Annotated in this window: 6 protein-coding genes; 5 read left to right on the forward strand and 1 reads right to left on the reverse strand. The window is 62.6% G+C overall.

From position 1 onward, the window contains the following. Positions 1-36: 36 nt before the first annotated feature. Positions 37-573, reverse strand: a complete 537-nt coding sequence (locus AC54XV_RS10015; RefSeq protein WP_003319375.1) for an RNA polymerase factor sigma-70 — start codon at positions 571-573, stop codon at positions 37-39. Positions 574-889: 316 nt separating this feature from the next. On the opposite strand from AC54XV_RS10015, the gene AC54XV_RS10020 reads away from it, so the two are divergent. The 5 genes from AC54XV_RS10020 (at position 890) to AC54XV_RS10040 (ending at position 18,210) form a co-directional block, all read left to right on the forward strand. After that, complete coding sequence (locus tag AC54XV_RS10020; RefSeq protein ID WP_060409644.1) at positions 890-1,648, forward strand: thioesterase II family protein; 759 nt, start codon at positions 890-892, stop codon at positions 1,646-1,648. A 95-nt stretch (positions 1,649-1,743) separates the two neighbouring features. After that, positions 1,744-14,754, forward strand: a complete 13,011-nt coding sequence (locus tag AC54XV_RS10025; protein WP_496718500.1) for a non-ribosomal peptide synthetase — start codon at positions 1,744-1,746, stop codon at positions 14,752-14,754. Between the two features lie 164 nt (positions 14,755-14,918). Then, on the forward strand, positions 14,919-16,331 hold the full coding sequence (locus AC54XV_RS10030) for an aspartate aminotransferase family protein (RefSeq protein ID WP_060409642.1): 1,413 nt from the start codon (positions 14,919-14,921) through the stop codon (positions 16,329-16,331). 81 nt (positions 16,332-16,412) lie between these two features. Then, on the forward strand, positions 16,413-16,631 hold the full coding sequence (locus tag AC54XV_RS10035) for an MbtH family protein (protein WP_003304661.1): 219 nt from the start codon (positions 16,413-16,415) through the stop codon (positions 16,629-16,631). A 203-nt stretch (positions 16,632-16,834) separates the two neighbouring features. Beyond that, positions 16,835-18,210 (forward strand): IS3-like element ISPsy9 family transposase gene (locus AC54XV_RS10040; RefSeq protein ID WP_099081513.1). Its coding sequence is split into 2 segments (ribosomal slippage): positions 16,835-17,306 and positions 17,306-18,210, totalling 1,377 coding nucleotides; the frame shifts between segments, so codons are not numbered across the junction. The last annotated feature ends 424 nt before the right edge of the window (positions 18,211-18,634 follow it).

An 18,634-nucleotide genomic window follows, 5' to 3' on the forward strand; every position in this document is an offset into this window, starting at 1 on the left:
CTCCGGATTTTTTTTGCCTGTCTGAACCGCCCGCAATCAAGCTTCGGCCTGGGCGCCATTGACCTTGCGGCAATGAATCAGCGCATCGCGGATCATGAAGTTGACCAGCGTCGGCGACACACCCAGTTCCTTGGCGATGTCCTTTTGCGGCACACCGTGCAGGCGGTACATCTCGAACGCATAACGGGTGCGGGGCGGCAGCTCGGTCAGGGCGTCGGCAATTTTCTCCAGGCTGGAGAAATTGATATGCGAGATTTCCGGCGATGCACCCTGAATCACCACATTCAGCCCCTCGGCCTCCGGGCCGGTGTATTTCTGTTCCAGCGCCTGTTTGCGGTAATGATCGATGGCCAGGTTGCGCACGATCTGAAACAGGTAACTGAGCTGTGCCTTGAAGGTCAACGTGGCCTGCGGTGCCGAGCGCAGTCTGAAAAAGGCATCCTGCACGACGTCTTCGGCGCGCGAGCGGCAACCCACGATGCGGGCCGCGATCTTGACCAGCAGCAAGTAGTTATCGACGAATGCCTGGAGTAAGGGTGAGTCGCACTTACTTGTGATTACGTGTTCCGTCATGGAATTCACCTTGCTGCTTTAACAATGGAGGGGAGGGCCGCATGAAAGGAGCAGCGCCATCACATGGGGCGACAAATTAGCCTTAATGATAATTATTGTCAAATGCGAAAGCCAATCAGCGCACTTTAAAAGAGCGCTTTTGTCCTGCATGTCTTCACCGCGTGCATCCGCCTAATTATTTGCAGACGCCATCCGTTCTCATTGGTGACAGGCCCGACCAAGGTTGCGGCCAGGGAATACCTCAGGAGAACCCCATGCGTTCCGATCACGCGCATCGCCGCTGTTACATCCGCGCCCACAGCCGGACGCTTTCGATATGAGCACGCCGGTGAGCCTGACGCTGTTCTGTCTGCCTTATTCCGGGGCCAGCGCGATGTTCTACAGCCCCTGGCGGCGCAAATTGCCGGAGTGGCTGAACGTGCGCCCGCTGGAGCTTCCCGGTCGTGGCATGCGCATGGACGAGCCCTTGCAGACCGACATCGTGCAACTGGCCAAACATCTGGCCGACGAGATCTGTGCCGATCTGGACACGCCCTATGCGCTATTTGGCCACAGTCTGGGCGGGCTGCTGGCCTTTGAGCTGGCGCACGCCTTGCGCGAGCGCGGTCTGCCTGCACCGCTGGCGCTGTTCGCGTCGTCGACTGCCGGTCCGGTGCGCCGCGATGTCAGTGAATACGCCGTCGCCAAGACCGATGCGCAACTGCTCGAGCGACTGCGCAAACTCAAGGGCACCAGCGAAAACGTCATCGCCAACCAGGAACTCATGCAACTGATGCTGCCGATCCTGCGTGCCGATTTTCTGCTCTGCGGCAGCTTTGTGTACGGCAAGCGCGAGCCGCTCAGCGTGCCGATCCATGTATTTGGCGGCAAGCAGGACAGCATCAGCGTCGAGCAGCTGCTCGACTGGCAGGAAGAGACCTGCACCGGTTTCTCCCTGGACATGTTCGAGGGCCATCACTTTTATCTGGTCGACGAGCAAACGCAGCTGCTCCGTCTGCTGCGACGCTATTGCGAACAGCACCTGACCCGCTGGCGCAACAGCGCATCACGGCAAATGAACCGGGCCGCCGGTTGACCCTGTTTGCCCCACGCGCGGCCTCCTTGCAGGGCGCGCGTCTTTTTTGAAATTCAGATTTTATCTGGCACGCCGAATCTAGCAGGAACCCCATCATGGATGCGTTTGAACTCCCCGACACTCTGGCTCAGGCTCTTCAGCGTCGCGCCTTGCATACGCCGGATCGGCTGGCGCTGCGTTTTCTCACCGATGAGAACGACCAGGGCCTGGTGTTGACCTACCGTGACCTGGACCTGCGCGCGCGGACCATCGCTGCTGCGCTGCAACGTCAGGCCGTGCCGGGTGATCGGGCGATTCTGCTGTTTCATAGCGGGCCGGACTATGTCGCGGCGTTCTTCGGCTGCCTGTATGCAGGGGTCATTGCCGTGCCGGCTTATCCGCCGGAATCCAACCGTCGCCATCATCAGGAGCGACTGCTGTCGATCATCGCCGATGCCGAGCCGCGTCTGCTGCTGACCGGCGCCGATTTGCAGCCTGCCTTGCTGCAGATGGACGAGCTGGCCGCTGCCGATGCACCGCCATTGCTCTGTGTCGACACGTTGCCTGCTGCCCCGGCACAAGACTGGCAGGGCCCGCAGCTGCAGGCCGACGACATCGCGTTCCTGCAATACACCTCGGGCTCGACCGCACTGCCCAAGGGCGTGCAGGTCACGCATGGCAATCTGGTCGCCAACGAGTCATTGATCCGCCAAGGCTTCGGCATCGACGCCAACCCGGACGACGTGATTGTCAGCTGGCTGCCGCTGTACCACGACATGGGCCTGATCGGCGGCTTGTTGCAGCCGATTTTCAGCGGCGTCCCGTGCATCCTGATGGCCCCAGCGTACTTCCTCGCCCGGCCATTGCGCTGGCTGGAAGCCATCAGTGAATACGGCGGCACCATCAGCGGCGGGCCTGACTTTGCCTACCAGCTGTGCAGCGCACGGGTTAGCGATTCGGCGCTGGAGCGTCTGGACCTGAGTCGCTGGCGCGTGGCGTATTCGGGCTCCGAGCCGATTCGCGAAGACAGCCTGAGAGCATTTGCCGATAAATTCGCCAGTTGCGGCTTCACGCCTGACAGCTTCATGGCGTCCTATGGCCTGGCCGAAGCGACGCTGTATGTGGCTGGTGGCAAGCGCGGCAAGGGTATTCCATCGCTGCGCCTGAATGCGCAGGCGCTGGCGCGCAATGTCGTAGAACCGGGCGACGGTCAGCCAGTCATGAGCTGCGGCACGGGCCAGCCAGGGCATGGCGTGCTGATCGCCGACCCGGTCAGCCTGCAGGTGCTTGGCGAAAATCAGGTTGGCGAAGTCTGGGCCAGCGGGCCGAGCATTGCCCACGGTTACTGGCGCAACCCCGAAGCCACCGCCAGGGCGTTCGTGCAGCATGCCGGGCAGACCTGGCTGCGCACCGGCGACCTGGGGTTTCAGCGTCACGGCGAGCTGTACATCACCGGCCGCTTGAAGGACATGCTGATTGTCCGTGGCCACAACCTGTATCCGCAGGACATCGAAAAGCTCATCGAGAGTGAAGTGGATGTCGTGCGCAAAGGCCGGGTGGCGGCGTTTGCCGTCACTCAGGACGGTAGCGAAGGTATCGGCATTGCTGCTGAAATCAGTCGCAGCGTGCAGAAAATCCTCACGCCCGAAGCGTTGATTAAAATCATCCGGCAGACCGTGGCTGAGGCGTTTCAGGAGGCGCCGAGTGTCGTGGTGCTGCTCAATCCGGGCGCGCTGCCCAAGACCTCCAGCGGTAAGTTGCAGCGCTCAGCCTGCCGCACGCGTCTGGTCGATGGCAGCCTGGACAGCTACGCGGTGTTTCCCGCGAGCGATTCCACTCTTGCAGGCTGTGCCCCAAGCAGCGGCTCGGACCTGCAAGCGCAGATCGCCACGGTCTGGTGCGAGCAGTTGCAGTGCGAGCAGGTCAGTGCCGACGACCATTTCTTCCTGCTGGGCGGCAACTCGATCATCGCGACCCAGGTCGTGGCCCGCCTGCGCGAAACGCTGGGGATCGACCTGAACCTGCGGCTGCTCTTTGAGGCGCCGACGCTGGCGGCCTTTGCGGCACAGGTCGGAACGCTGCAGACCGCCGCATCGCAAGGCGACAGCCAGACGCAGAGCGCCAGCGCCCGACTGCCCGGCAACGAGCATCTGCCACAGTCCATGGCCCAGAACCGCCTGTGGTTCCTCTGGCAGCTCGACCCGCATAGCAGCGCCTACAACGTTCCCGGCGGGCTCCACCTGCGTGGCGAACTGGACAGCACTGCGTTGCGCTCCAGCTTCCAGCGCCTGATCGAGCGCCATGAATCGTTGCGCACGCGCTTCTACGAGCAGGACGGCGTGGCCTTGCAACGTATCGATGCGCCGAGTGAATTCCACCTCGATACCCTTGATATCAGCGACCTGCCCGGCGCCGAGCGTCAGGCACGTGCCGTGGCGATTCGCGAACAGCAGGCGCGCCTGCCGTTCGATCTGCAACACGGCCCGTTGCTGCGCGTGACCCTGCTGCGACTGGACGAAGAAGAGCATCAACTGCTGGTCACGCTGCACCACATCATTGCCGATGGCTGGTCGCTGAATGTGCTGATCGACGAGTTCTCGCGCCTCTATGCCTCGGCTGTTCAGGGCCAGACTCTGGAACTGGCACCGTTGCCGCTGCGTTACGCCGATTACGGCCAATGGCAGCGCGAATGGCTGACGAACGGCGAGGCCGAGCGCCAGTTGACTTACTGGCAGCAGCAACTGGGTGGCGAGCAGCCGGTCCTGACGCTGAACACCGACCATCCGCGTTCGGCCCGCCAGCAGCACAGTGCCTCACGCTACAGCCTGCGCCTGAGTGCAGAGCTGAGCGCCGCCGTACGCAACACCGCGCAAGCCTGGCAATCGACGTCGTTCATGTTCCTGCTGGCGGGGTTCCAGACCTTGTTGCATCGTTACAGCGGGCAAGCCGACATTCGCGTCGGTGTGCCCGGCGCCAATCGGCCACGCCATGAAACCCAGGGCCTGATCGGCTTCTTCATCAATACGCTGGTGCTGCGCGCACAGTTGGACCCGCGTCTGCCATTCTCGACGCTGCTGGCCCAGACCCGGCAGGCGGCGCTTGAAGCCCAGGCCCATCAGGACGTGCCGTTCGAGCAACTGGTCGAAGCGTTTCCGCAGGCGCGCGAGCACGGTCTGTTCCAGGTCATGTTCAACCACCAGCAACGCGACCTTGGCGCCTTGCGTCGTCTGCCGGGGTTGCTGGCCGAAGAACTGCCGTGGCACAGCCGCGAGGCCAAGTTCGATCTGCAACTGCACAGCGAGGAGGACCGCAATGGGCGCCTGACGCTGTGCTTCGATTACGCCGACGAACTGTTCGAGCACCACACCATCGTGGCCATGGCTCAGCACTATGTACGCCTGCTGACGCAGGTCAGTCAGCAGGCCCAGCTCGCGCTGGGTGACGTGCAACTGCTCAGCGCCGAGGAGCAGGAGCAACAGGCGCAATGGAGCGCCGCGCCTTGCGCACCGGCCACGTTGTGGTTGCCGGAACTGCTGAATCACCAGGCGCGGCAGACCCCGGAACGTATCGCGCTGGTGTGGGAGGGCGGCAGCCTCGACTTCGCCAGCCTGCACACGCAGGCCAACCGCCTGGCGCATTACCTGCGCGACAAGGGCGTTGGTCCGGACATCAAGGTGGCGATCGCCGCCGAGCGCTCGCCGCAGCTGTTGATCGGGCTGCTGGCGATCCTCAAGGCGGGCGGGGCTTACGTGCCGCTGGACCCGGACTATCCAATGGATCGACTCGCCTACATGCTGCAGGACAGCGGGGTCGAACTGCTGTTGACCCAGAGCCATCTGCTGGGCGACCTGCCGAGCGCCGAAGGCGTGTGCACGGTCGCCATGGACACGCTGCACCTGGACAACTGGCCGGTCAGTGCGCCGCGCCTGAACCTGCACGGCGACAACCTGGCGTACGTGATTTACACCTCCGGCTCGACCGGTCAGCCCAAAGGCGTCGGCAATACCCACGCGGCCCTGGCCGAGCGCCTGCAATGGATGCAGGACACCTACGCACTGGATGAAAGCGACGTGCTGATGCAGAAGGCTCCGATCAGCTTCGACGTCTCGGTGTGGGAGTGCTTCTGGCCGCTGATCACTGGCTGCCGCCTGCTGCTGGCAGGCCTTGGCGAACACCGCGATCCACAGCGCATCGCGCAGCTGATCAACGCGTATTCGGTGACCACGCTGCACTTCGTGCCGCCGCTGCTGCAACTGTTCATCGATGAGCCGCTGGCGCAGCAGTGCAATAGCCTGCGTCGCCTGTTCTCTGGCGGCGAAGCGTTGCCCGGCGAGCTGCGCAACCGGGTGCTCGAGCAACTGCCCGGTGTACAACTGCACAACCGTTATGGTCCGACCGAAACCGCGATCAACGTTACCCACTGGCAGTGCCGGATCAGCGATGGCCTGCGCTCGCCGATCGGCCGCCCGCTGGGCAACGTGCTGTGCCGGGTGCTGGACAGCGAACTGAATCCGCTGCCACGCGGGGTGGCCGGGGAGCTGTGCATCGGCGGTATTGGTCTGGCGCGTGGCTATCTGCGGCGTCCCGGGTTGACTGCCGAGCGCTTTGTCGCCGATCCGCTGGGGCAAGCGGGTGAGCGCCTGTATCGCACCGGGGACCTGGTGCGCTGGGCCGCAGATGGCGCGCTGGAATACCTCGGTCGTCTGGATCAGCAGGTCAAACTGCGCGGTTTCCGCGTCGAACCACAAGAGATCGAAGCACGCCTGCTGGCCCAGCCAGGCGTAGGCCAGGCAGCCGTGCTGCTGCGTGAAACCGTTGCCGGGCCGCAACTGATCGGTTACTACACCGCCGAAGCCGGGCAGAACGTCGAGGCTGAGCGGATCAAGTCGGCGCTGGCTCTTGAGCTGCCGGATTATATGGTCCCGGCGCAGCTGGTGCGCCTCGACAGCATGCCCCTGAGCCCGAGCGGCAAGCTGGATCGTCGCGCCTTGCCCGAGCCGCAATGGCAGACCCGCGAGCACGTCGAGCCGCAGACGGATCTGCAAAAACAGATCGCCGCTGTCTGGCGACAGGTGCTGGGTGTGCCGCGTGTCGGCTTGCGCGATGATTTCTTCGAACTGGGCGGGCACTCGTTGCTGGCCACGCAGATCATTTCCCGCGTGCGCCAGGCCTGCGACATCGATTTGCCGTTGCGGGCGCTGTTCGAAGCCAGCGAACTGGGCGCGTTTGCCGCACAGGTTGAGGCCATTCAGCAGTCCGGCGCACGCAGCAGCCTGCAACCGATTGCCCGTGTCGACCGCAGCCAGCCAGTGCCGTTGTCCTATTCCCAGCAGCGCATGTGGTTCCTCTGGCAGATGGAACCGGACAGCCCGGCCTACAACGTCGGCGGCATGGCGCGCCTGAAAGGCGTGTTGAACATCGAGTGCTTCGAGGCAGCGCTGCAAGCCTTGATCCTGCGCCACGAAACCCTGCGCACCACGTTCCCGAGCATCAACGGCGTAGCGTGCCAGAAGGTCAGCGAGCAGTCCGACCTGCGCGTGCAGTGGCAGGATTATTCTGCGTTGCCCGTCGAGGCTCGTCAGCAACGCACTCAGGCGCTGGCCGACAGCGAGGCGCACCAGCCCTTCGATCTGGAAACCGGGCCGTTGTTGCGCGCCTGTCTGGTCAAGGCGAGCGACCTTGAGCATTACTTCGTCCTGACCCTGCACCACATCGTCACTGAAGGCTGGGCGATGGACATTTTCGCCCGCGAACTGGGGCAGCTTTACGAAGCCTTCCTTGAAGGACGACCATCGCCGCTGGAGCCGCTGGCGGTGCACTACCTGGATTACAGCGTCTGGCAGCGGCAGTGGATGGAAGCCGGCGAGCGCCAGCGCCAGCTCGATTACTGGACCGCGCAGCTGGGCAACGAGCATCCATTGCTGGAGCTGCCTGCGGACCGGCCGCGTCCGCCGGTGCAAAGCCATAAAGGCGAGCTGTACCGCTTCGACCTGAACGCCGACCTGGCCGCCAAAGTGCGCACCTTCAATGCCCGCAACGGCCTGACCCTGTTCATGACCATGACCGCCACCCTGGCGGTATTGCTGTACCGCTACAGCGGCCAGAACGACCTGCGCATTGGCGCACCGGTGGCCAACCGCATTCGTCCGGAAAGCGAAGGGCTGATCGGCGCGTTCCTCAATACCCAGGTGCTGCGCGTGCAGCTTGACGGGCAGATGAGCGTCGCCCAACTGTTCGAACAGGTTCGCCACACGGTGATCGAAGGCCAGTCGCATCAGGACCTGCCGTTCGATCATCTGGTCGAAGCCCTGCAACCGCCACGCAGCGCAGCCTACAACCCGCTGTTTCAGGTGATGTGCAACGTGCAGCGCTGGGAATTCCAGCAAAGCCGCGAACTGGCGGGCATGACCGTCGAGTACCTGGTCAACGATGCGCGAGCCACCAAGTTCGACCTCAATCTGGAAGTCACCGAACTGGACCACCGTCTGGGTTGCTGCCTGACCTACAGCACCGATCTGTTCGACGAACCGCGCATCGCACAGATGGCCGAACACTGGCTGAACCTGTTGCAGGCGCTGCTCGCTGATCCACAACAACGCCTGAGTGAATTGCCGCTGTTGCAGGAGACAGAGCGCCAGCAACTGCTCGACAGCCTCGGCGTCGAAGCAGGTGAGCAGCGGCTCGACCAATGCATTCACAGCCTGTTCGCCGAACAGGCACACCGGCGTGCAGACGCGCCGGCGCTGACGTTCGCCGGGCAAACCCTCAGCTATGCCGAGCTGGACGCCAAGGCCAACCAACTGGCCTGGATGCTCCGCGAGCGCGGCGTCGGCCCGCAGATTCGCGTCGGTCTGGCGTTGCCGCGTTCGCTGGACATGGTCGTCGGCCTGCTGGCGATCCTCAAGGCCGGTGGTGCGTATGTGCCACTGGACCCGGAATATCCGCTGGAACGCCTGCACTACATGATCGAAGACAGCGGCGTTGGCCTGCTGTTGAGCGACCGTGCGCTGTTTGCCGCACTGGGCGAGTTGCCTGCCGGTGTTGCCCGTTGGTGCCTGGAAGACGATCAGCCGTCGCTGGCGTCTTTCTCGTCCGATGAGCTGCCGTTCATCAGCTTGCCGCAGCATCAGGCGTACCTGATCTACACCTCCGGTTCGACCGGCAAACCCAAGGGCGTGGTGGTGTCCCATGGTGAAATCGCCATGCATTGCCAGGCGGTGATCCGGCGCTTCGACATGCGCCCTGACGATTGCGAGCTGCATTTCTATTCGATCAATTTCGATGCCGCCACCGAGCGCCTGCTGGTGCCCTTGCTCAGCGGCGCCCGTGTGGTGCTGCGTGCTCAGGGGCAGTGGGACGCCGAAGAAATCTGCACGCTGATTCGCCAGCAGCAGGTCAATATTCTCGGTTTCACGCCCAGCTACGGCAGCCAGTTGGCGCAGTGGCTGGCGACCCAGGGCCAGACCCTGCCGGTGCGCATGTGCATCACCGGCGGCGAAGCGCTGACCGGCGAACACCTGCAACGCATCCGTGCGGTGTTCCAGCCCGAGCTGTTATTCAATGCCTATGGCCCGACCGAAACTGTGGTCATGCCGCTGGCCAGCCTGGCCCCGCAACAATTGGAGGAGGGCGAAGCCAGCGTGCCGATCGGGCGCGTGGTCGGCGCACGGGTGGCGTACATTCTTGACGCCGATCTGGCGCTGGTGCCCCAGGGCGCGAGCGGCGAGCTGTACATTGGCGGAGCGGGTCTGGCGCAGGGCTATCACCAGCGCCCCGGCATGACTGCCGAACGCTTCGTGGCCGATCCATTTGCCAGCAATGGCGGGCGTCTGTACCGCACCGGCGATCTGGTGCGCCAGCGCGCCGACGGCTTGGTGGAATACCTGGGGCGTATCGACCATCAGGTGAAGATTCGCGGCTTCCGCATCGAACTGGGTGAAATCGAAACCCGCTTGCTGGAGCACGCAACCGTTCGCGAAGCCATCGTGCTGGCGCTGGACACGCCATCAGGCAAGCAACTGGCGGGCTATCTGGTCAGCGATGTAGCCGGGCAGGGCGACGAGCAGCAGGCGCAATGGCGTGAATCGCTCAAGTCGCACCTCAAGGCGCAACTGCCGGACTACATGGTGCCGACCCACCTGATCCTGCTCGACAGCATGCCGCTGACCGCCAACGGCAAACTCGACCGCCGTGCCTTGCCTGCACCGGACCCGGAACTCAATCGTCAACACTACGTAGCGCCCGCCAGTGAGCTGGAGCAGCAGCTGGCGGCAATCTGGTGTGCGGTGCTGAACGTGGAAAAAGTCGGCCTCAACGATAACTTCTTCGAACTGGGCGGCGACTCGATCCTGTCGATTCAGGTGGTCAGCCGGGCGCGTCAGTTGGGTATCCATTTCAGCCCGCGTGATCTGTTCCAGCACCAGACCGTGCAGACCCTGGCCGCCGTGGCGACCACCCGCGAGCTGATTCAGGCCGAGCAGGGGCTGCTCGACGGTAATTCTGGTTTGACGCCGATTCAGCACTGGTTTTTCGACACGCCGATCCCCGAGCGTCAGCACTGGAATCAGTCGTTGCTGCTGGAGCCGCTCAGCGCGCTGGACCCGAACCTGCTGGCGCAGGCGTTGCGTACGCTACTCGAACAACACGACGCCCTGCGCCTGAGTTTCACCGAGCATGAGGGTGCGTGGCAGGCAGAACACCGCGCAGTGACAGCCGACACCCTGTTGATTCAGGCGCAGGTCAGCGACATGGCTGAATGCGCAGCCCTGTACGCCGACACCCAGCGCAGCCTCGACCTGCACAACGGTCCGCTGCTGCGCGCCTTGCTGGTCGACGGTCCGCAGGGCCAGCAACGGTTGCTGATGGTCATTCATCACCTGGTGGTCGACGGCGTGTCGTGGCGTGTGCTGCTCGACGATCTGCAAAACGCTTATCGTCAACTGCGCGACGCGACGCCGGTGCGCTTTGCGGCGAAGACCAGCGCTTTCCGCGACTGGGCCGCGCGTCTGCAGGCCTACGCCGGCAATGAGTCGTTACGTGAAGAACTGCATGTGTGGCAGCGCCAGCTGGGCGGTTCTGCGACGAGTCTGCCGTGCCATAACCCGCAGGGTGGTCGGCAGAATCGTCATGCGCAGACGGTCAGCGTGCGCCTCGATGCCGAACGTACCCGGCAACTGCTGCAACAGGCGCCGAGTGCCTACCGAACCCAGGTCAACGACCTGCTGCTGACCGCGCTGGCCCAGGTGGTCTGCCGCTGGAGCGGGCAGCCGTCGACACTGATTCAGCTTGAAGGTCACGGCCGTGAAAATCTGTTCGACGACATCGACCTGACCCGCACGGTGGGCTGGTTCACCAGCGCCTATCCGCTGCGACTGACGCCAGCGCCGGCTGCCGATTCGGCACCGGGCGACTCGATCAAGGCGATCAAGGAGCAACTGCGGCAGGTGCCGCACAAGGGGCTGGGCTATGGCGTGCTGCGTTACCTGGCCGATAGCGCCAGCCAGGCCGCCATGCAGGCACTGCCGGTGGCGCCGATCACCTTCAACTACCTTGGCCAGTTCGATCAGAGCTTCGCTGACGATGCGCTGTTCCGTCCGCTGCAAGAGTCGCCAGGCGCGGCCCACGATCCGCAGGCGCCGCTGCCCAACGAACTGAGCATCGACAGTCAGGTGTATGGCGGCGAGTTGTTGCTGCGCTGGACCTTCAGTGCCGAGCGCTACGAACCCGCTGCCATCGAAGCGCTGGCGCAGGATTACCTGAGTCAGTTGCAGGCGCTGATTGCCCATTGCCTGGCCGATGGCAGCGGCGGCCTGACGCCGTCGGAGTTCCCGCTGGCTGCCCTGGATCAGGCGCAGCTCGACGCGCTGCCGGTTCCGCCAAGCCAGATCGAAGACGTCTACCCACTGACCCCGATGCAGGAGGGCATGCTGCTGCACACCCTGCTGGAGCCGGGCACCGGGCTGTATTACATGCAGGACCGCTACCGCATCGACAGCGCGCTGGACCCGCAGCGTTTCGCCCAGGCCTGGCAAGCGGTGATCGCCCGTCACGAAGCGCTGCGTGCCTCGTTCTGCTGGAACATCGGCGAGACCATGCTGCAGGTCATTCATAAACCGGGCAGCACGCCGATTGATTATCTGGACTGGCGTGACGTGCCGGCGGAGCAGCAGGAGCCGCACTTGCAGGCCCTGCTCAAGTCCGAGCGCGAGGCCGGTTTCGCGCTGCTCGATCAACCGCCGTTCCACCTGCGCCTGATCCGCGTCGACGAGGCGCGCTACTGGTTCATGATGAGCAACCACCACATCCTGATCGATGCCTGGTGCCGCTCGCTGCTGATGAACGACTTCTTCGACATTTACACCGCGCTGGGCGAAGGCCGCGATGCGCAACTGGCCCCCGCACCGCGCTATCGGGACTACATCGGCTGGCTGCAACGCCGAGGCCTGACGCAGGCACGTGACTGGTGGCGAGATAACCTGCGCGGCTTCGAGCGGTCCACACCGATCCCCAGCGACCGGCCGTTCCTGCGTGAACATGCGGGCGACAGCGGTGGCATGGTGGTGGGCGACTGCTACACCCGTCTCGATGAACGCGACGGCGCACAGCTGCGCGAACTGGCGCAGCAGCATCAACTGACCGTCAACACCTTCGCCCAGGCGGCGTGGGCGCTGACCCTGCGGCGCATGAGCGGTGATCGCGACGTGGTGTTCGGCGTTACCGTCGCCGGGCGGCCGGTGGAACTGCCGCAGATGCAGCGCACGGTCGGCTTGTTCATCAACACCATCGCCCTGCGTGTCGGCATGCCGGCTGACGACCAGCGTTGCAGCGTTCGCCAGTGGCTCGGCCAGTTGCTGGACAGCAACATGCAACTGCGCGAGTACGAATACCTGCCGCTGGTGACCATTCAGGAAAACAGCGAGCTGCCCAAGGGTCAGCCACTGTTCGACAGCCTGTTCGTGTTCGAGAACGCGCCGGTCGAGGTCTCTGTGCTGGACCGTGCGCAAAGCCTGAATGCCACCTCAGATTCCGGTCGCACCCACACCAACTACCCGCTGACTGCAGTCTGCTATCCCGGCGACGACCTGGGCCTGCACCTGTCCTACGACCAGCGCTATTTCGACGAATCCACCGTGCAGGGCATGCTCGGTGAGTTCAAGCGCCTGCTGCTGGCGCTGGTCGAAGGCTTTCATGGCGACATGGCCGAGCTGGCGCTGGTCAGTGAGCAGGAGCGGGCTTTCCTGATCGACGGCTGCAATCAGAGCGACCATGCTTACCCGCTGGATAAAAGCTATGTAGAACTGTTTGAAGCGCAGGTCGCGGCGCATCCGGAGCGTATTGCGGTCAGTTGCCTGGATCGTCAGCTCAGCTATGCCGCGCTGAATATCGCCAGCAACCGTCTGGGCCATGCCCTGATCGAGGCCGGTGTCGGTTTCGATCAGCCGGTTGCCGTGCTCGCCGAGCGTGGCGTTGAACTGCCGGGCATGATCATCGGCAGCTTCAAGGCCGGTGCCGGCTACCTGCCGCTGGACCCGGCGCTGCCGAACTCCCGCCTGAGCGACATCATCGGCCAGAGCGCCACGCCGCTGCTGGTGTGCAGCGCTGAGTGTCTGGAACAGGGCAGGGCGCTGCTTGATGCGCTGCCCGAAGCGAGTCGACCGCAGTTGCGGGTCTGGGAAGACCTGCAGCAGAGCGATTCCGCGCAGCACAACCCTGGTCGCTACAGCGCGCCGGACAACCTCGCTTATGTGATCTTCACCTCAGGCTCCACCGGGCTGCCGAAGGGTGTGATGGTCGAGCAGCGCGGCATGCTCAATAACCAGTTGAGCAAAGTGCCTTACCTGAGCCTGAGCGACCGCGATGTGATCGCCCAGACCGCCTCGCAGAGTTTCGACATTTCGGTCTGGCAGTTCCTTGCCGCGCCGCTGTTTGGCGCTCGGGTGGATATCGTGCCGAACGACATCGCCCGTGATCCGCAGGCGCTGTTGGCGCATGTTCAGGCGCAGCGCATCAGCGTGCTGGAAAGCGTGCCGTCGCTGATCACCGGCCTGCTCGCCGAACCGCAGGCAGCGCTCAACAGCCTGCGCTGGATGCTGCCGACCGGTGAAGCCATGCCGCCGGAACTGGCCAGCCAGTGGCTGCAACGTTACCCGCAGATCGGCCTGGTGAATGCCTATGGTCCGGCCGAGTGCTCCGACGATGTGGCGTTTTTCCGGGTCGATGCGCAGTCCACTCGCAGCGCTTATCTGCCGATCGGATCGCCGACCGACAACAATCGCCTGTACCTGCTCGACGATGCGCTGGACCTCGTGCCGCTGGGTGCCGTCGGTGAGCTGTGCGTGGCAGGGGCCGGCGTCGGTCGCGGTTATGTCGCTGATCCGCGGCGCACCGTGCCGGTGTTCGTGCCGCATCCGTTCGGTGCGCCGGGCGAGCGTCTGTACCGCACCGGTGACCTGGCGCGGCGACGCAAGGACGGCGTGCTGGAGTACGTCGGCCGGGTCGATCATCAGGTAAAGATTCGTGGCTATCGCATCGAGCTGGGCGAAATCGAAACCCGTCTGCTGGAGCATCCGGCCATCCGCGAGTCGGTGGTGCTGGACGTCGCTGGCCCATTGGGCAAGGTGCTGGCGGCCTACCTGGTGCCGCGCTCCACGACGCAGGATCACGAGGCCTTGCGTGACGAGGTGAGAAACCACCTCAAGGCCAGCCTGCCGGACTACATGGTGCCGACGCATCTGGTGCTGCTGGAAGCCATGCCGCTGACCCCGAACGGCAAGCTGGACCGCAAGGCCCTGCCGGCGCCGGACGTCAGCCTGGTGCAGCAGGATTATCAGGCACCACAGACGGAAATGGAGCAGCAGCTGGCGACGATCTGGGCCGATGTGCTCAAGGTCGAGCGCGTGGGTATTACCGACAACTTCTTCGAGCTGGGCGGGCACTCGCTGCTCGCGACCCAGGTGGTGACCCGTGCGCAGAAGCGCTTGCAACGTAACGTGCCGTTGCGGGCAATGTTCGAGTTCAACACCGTTCAGGCGTTGGCGCAGCACCTGGAAAGCCTTGGTGGAGCACAGGTCGACGAGCAGAAATTCGATCGTCTGGCGGACTTGATGGCGGAGCTGGAAGGGCTCTGATCAGCCTCTCGTCGGGACGCCGGGGCTGCGGATAAAAAACTCGTTACCGGGTGTAAATCCGCAGCTCGCTGGCGCGTTTTCCAAGGAACGAACACACACCTGAAGCGGCATGCGCCAACGCTTATGTTTCAGGTCATTCAAGCCGCGTATTGAGGGTTGCACAGATGTCAGTCGCTACCAGGTTTATCGATGATCAGCCGACACGGGTTGCCCCGGCTGCGGCTGAGATGCTCTACCAGTTCGACGAATCGCCACTGCTGGCCCGACAGAGTCGCCAGGAGTCCAACGCACGCAGCTACCCGCGGCGCATACCGCTGGCGCTCAAACGCGCCAAGGGGATTCACGTCGAGGACGTCGAAGGGCGGCGCTTCATCGATTGCCTGGCAGGCGCGGGCACCCTGGCGTTGGGGCATAACCATGCGGTGATTATCGAAGCGATCCAGCAAGTGATCGCCGACGAGTTGCCGCTGCACACGCTGGACCTCACCACGCCGGTCAAGGACCAGTTCGTTCAGGACCTGTTCGGCCTGCTGCCGCCAGCGCTGGCCGATGACGCGAAGATTCAGTTTTGCGGCCCGACCGGCACCGATGCAGTGGAAGCCGCGTTGAAGCTGGTACGCACCGCTACCGGGCGCAGCACGGTCCTGTCATTTCAGGGCGGTTATCACGGCATGAGCCAGGGCGCATTGAGCCTGATGGGCAGCCTGGGGCCGAAAAAGCCGCTGGGTGCGTTGCTCGGCACCGGCGTGCAGTTTCTGCCGTACCCCTATGATTACCGCTGCCCGTTCGGGCTTGGCGGCGAACAGGGCGTGCGCGCCAACCTGCATTATCTGGAAAACCTGCTCAATGACCCGGAAGCCGGCGTGCAATTGCCCGCAGCGGTCATTCTTGAAGTGGTGCAGGGCGAGGGTGGAGTGATCCCCGCTGATCTGGACTGGCTGCGCGGCGTGCGACGCATCACCGAAAAGGCCGGCGTGGCGCTGATCGTCGATGAAATCCAGAGCGGTTTCGCACGCACCGGCAAGATGTTTGCCTTCGAGCATGCCGGGATCATCCCGGACGTGGTGGTCATGTCCAAAGCCATTGGCGGCAGCTTGCCACTGGCGGTGGTGGTCTATCGTTCCTGGCTGGACACCTGGCTGCCGGGCGCACACGCCGGGACGTTTCGCGGCAATCAGATGGCCATGGCTACCGGTTCTGCCGTAATGCGCTATCTTCAGGAACACTCTATTTGCGAACACGCGACAGCCATGGGCGCGCGTCTGTCCGGGCATTTGCGTGCCTTGCAACGTGACTTCCCGCAGTTGGGCGATATTCGCGGGCGCGGGCTGATGCTCGGTGTCGAGCTGGTCGACCCGTCCGGTGCGCGCGATGCACAGGGTCATCCGCCGGTATTTGCGCGTCTGGCCCCGCTGATCCAGCGTGAATGCCTCAAGCGCGGGCTGATTCTGGAACTGGGCGGTCGACATGCCAGCGTGGTACGTTTTCTGCCACCGCTGATCATCACTGCCGAACAGATCGACGAAGTGGCAGAGATCTTCGGCCGTGCGCTGAACGCCGCTGTCGCCCAGGTTTAATTTTTCGACGTAGTGATACGTTCAATCCCTATAGCTGCCATGAATTGGCGCGGCAGCCCTGAACACACATGGAGAGCAGCAATGACTTCAGTATTCGATCGGGAAGACATCGTCTTTCAAGTTGTAGTCAACCACGAAGAACAGTATTCCATCTGGCCCGACTACAAGGCGATCCCCAACGGCTGGCGCACGGTGGGCAAAAGCGGCTTCAAGAAAGAATGCCTGGCCTACATCGAAGAAGTCTGGACCGACATGCGCCCCCTGAGCCTGCGCCAGAAAATGGAAGCGCAGACGGCCTGATTGACGGTCTGCACGGATACTTCGATTATCGTGCGACGCTCCGCGTCGGTCTGCACGGACAATCCGATTATCGTGCGACGCTCTGCGTCGTCATGCCGTTCCGGACGCTCCGCGTCCTCTTTGCGACGCAGAGCGTCGAGAACTGCATTCCCACGCTGGAGTGGTGTGACCCCCGAAGGTTGGATGCAACCTTTGGAGGCGTCATGGGTAAATATACAGAGCAGGCAAAACTCGCAGCCGTGAAAGAGTATTGTGCCGGCAAGGCAGGTTTGAGGGATGTTGCGCGTCGCCACGATGTGGACTTTTCCTGCCTTCGTCAGTGGGTCGCGGCTTATCAGATCCACGGCCCAGCCGCTCTTAAAGAGAAAAGGCGGCAGCGTTACAGTGACGAATTCAAGCTAGCTGTTTTGAAGCGCATGCATGATGAGCGATTATCACTGCGCCAGACAGCGGCCTTGTTCGATATCCGTCAGTTCGGCATCATCAATCTATGGCAGCGCCTTTTTGACGAAGGTGCTCTTAACGCATCCTCAAAGCCCCCTAAGAAAGTTGGACGCCCAAGAAAGATGACGACGCCCCTTCCCCCTGTGAACTCCGCTCCGATCAACGATGAATCGCGCTCGCGTGACGAGTTGCTTGCCGAGGTGAAGCAACTGCGGATGGAGGTCGATTATCTAAAAAAGCTCGATGCCTTGGTTCAGAAGAAGCAACGAATAGCGCAGCAGAAAAAGCGCAAATCGTGATGGAACTGAGGCCTTTACATTCTCTGGACGGCCTGCTGAAGTTTGCCGGTCTGGCACGCAGCACTTTTTACTATCAACAAAAGGTACTGCTGGCAGATGACAAATACGCCGGGCTGAAAGACCTGATTCAGGCAACTTTCTACGAGCACAAGGGCCGGTATGGCTATCGTCGCATCACGGCAGCGTTGCGCAGGGCGGGCCATCTTGTGAACCACAAGACGGTGCAGAAACTAATGGGGCAGCTAGGCCTGAAGAGCCTGATACGCGTGAAGAAATACCGTTCCTACAAAGGCGAAACAGGCAAGGCCGCGCCTAACCTGCTAAAGCGTGATTTCAAAGCGCAATACCCTAACCAGAAATGGGCCACCGACGTGACCGAATTCAAAGTAGGAGGCCAGAAACTTTATCTGTCGCCGATCATGGATCTGTACAGCGGCGAAATCATTTCCTATGCGATTGCCAGGCGCCCGCTGTACTCCATGGTCGACGAAATGCTTGAAGGAGCATTTAAGCGGCTTGGACCGCATGAAAAGCCGATTTTGCATTCCGACCAGGGCTGGCAATATCGGATGCCTATTTACCAGCGACTGCTCAATGAGAATTCGATCGCAGCCAGCATGTCGCGCAAGGGTAACTGCTACGACAACGCGGCTATTGAGAGCTTTTTTAGCACGCTGAAATCCGAATTTTTCTACCTGAACAAATTTAACGATCTGGATGAGCTTCAAGCGGGTATCGAAGAGTACATTGAGTATTACAATCACTCACGCATAAAACTGAAGCTTAACGGCCTGAGTCCTGTGGAATACAGAATGCAGGCCGCCAAGGCAGCGTAGGTGGATAATTGTCCAACCTTCGGGGGTCACACCAGAGCGTGAGGAACGATAATCTCAACTTCGTGCCGAAGCCCTGCGTCGGTCTGCACGGACAATCCGATTATCGTGCGACGCTCCGCGTCGTCATGCCGTTCCGGACGCTCCGCGTCCTCTTGCGACGCAGAGCATCGCGAACTGCATTTCCACGCTGGAGCGTGAGGAACGATAATCTCAACTCCGTGCTGAAGCGCTGCGTCGGGCAACTCAACTATCGTGCGACGCAGAGCGTCGTCATGCCGTTCTGGACGCTCCGCGTCCTCTTTGCGACGCAGAGCGTCGAGAACTGCATTCCCACGCTGGAGCGTGCGGAACGATAATCTCAACTTCGTGCCGAAGCCCTGCGTCGGGCAACTCAACTATCGTGCGACGCTCTGCGTCGTCATGC

This window comes from Pseudomonas fragariae (ex Marin et al. 2024) (genome assembly GCF_059621105.1).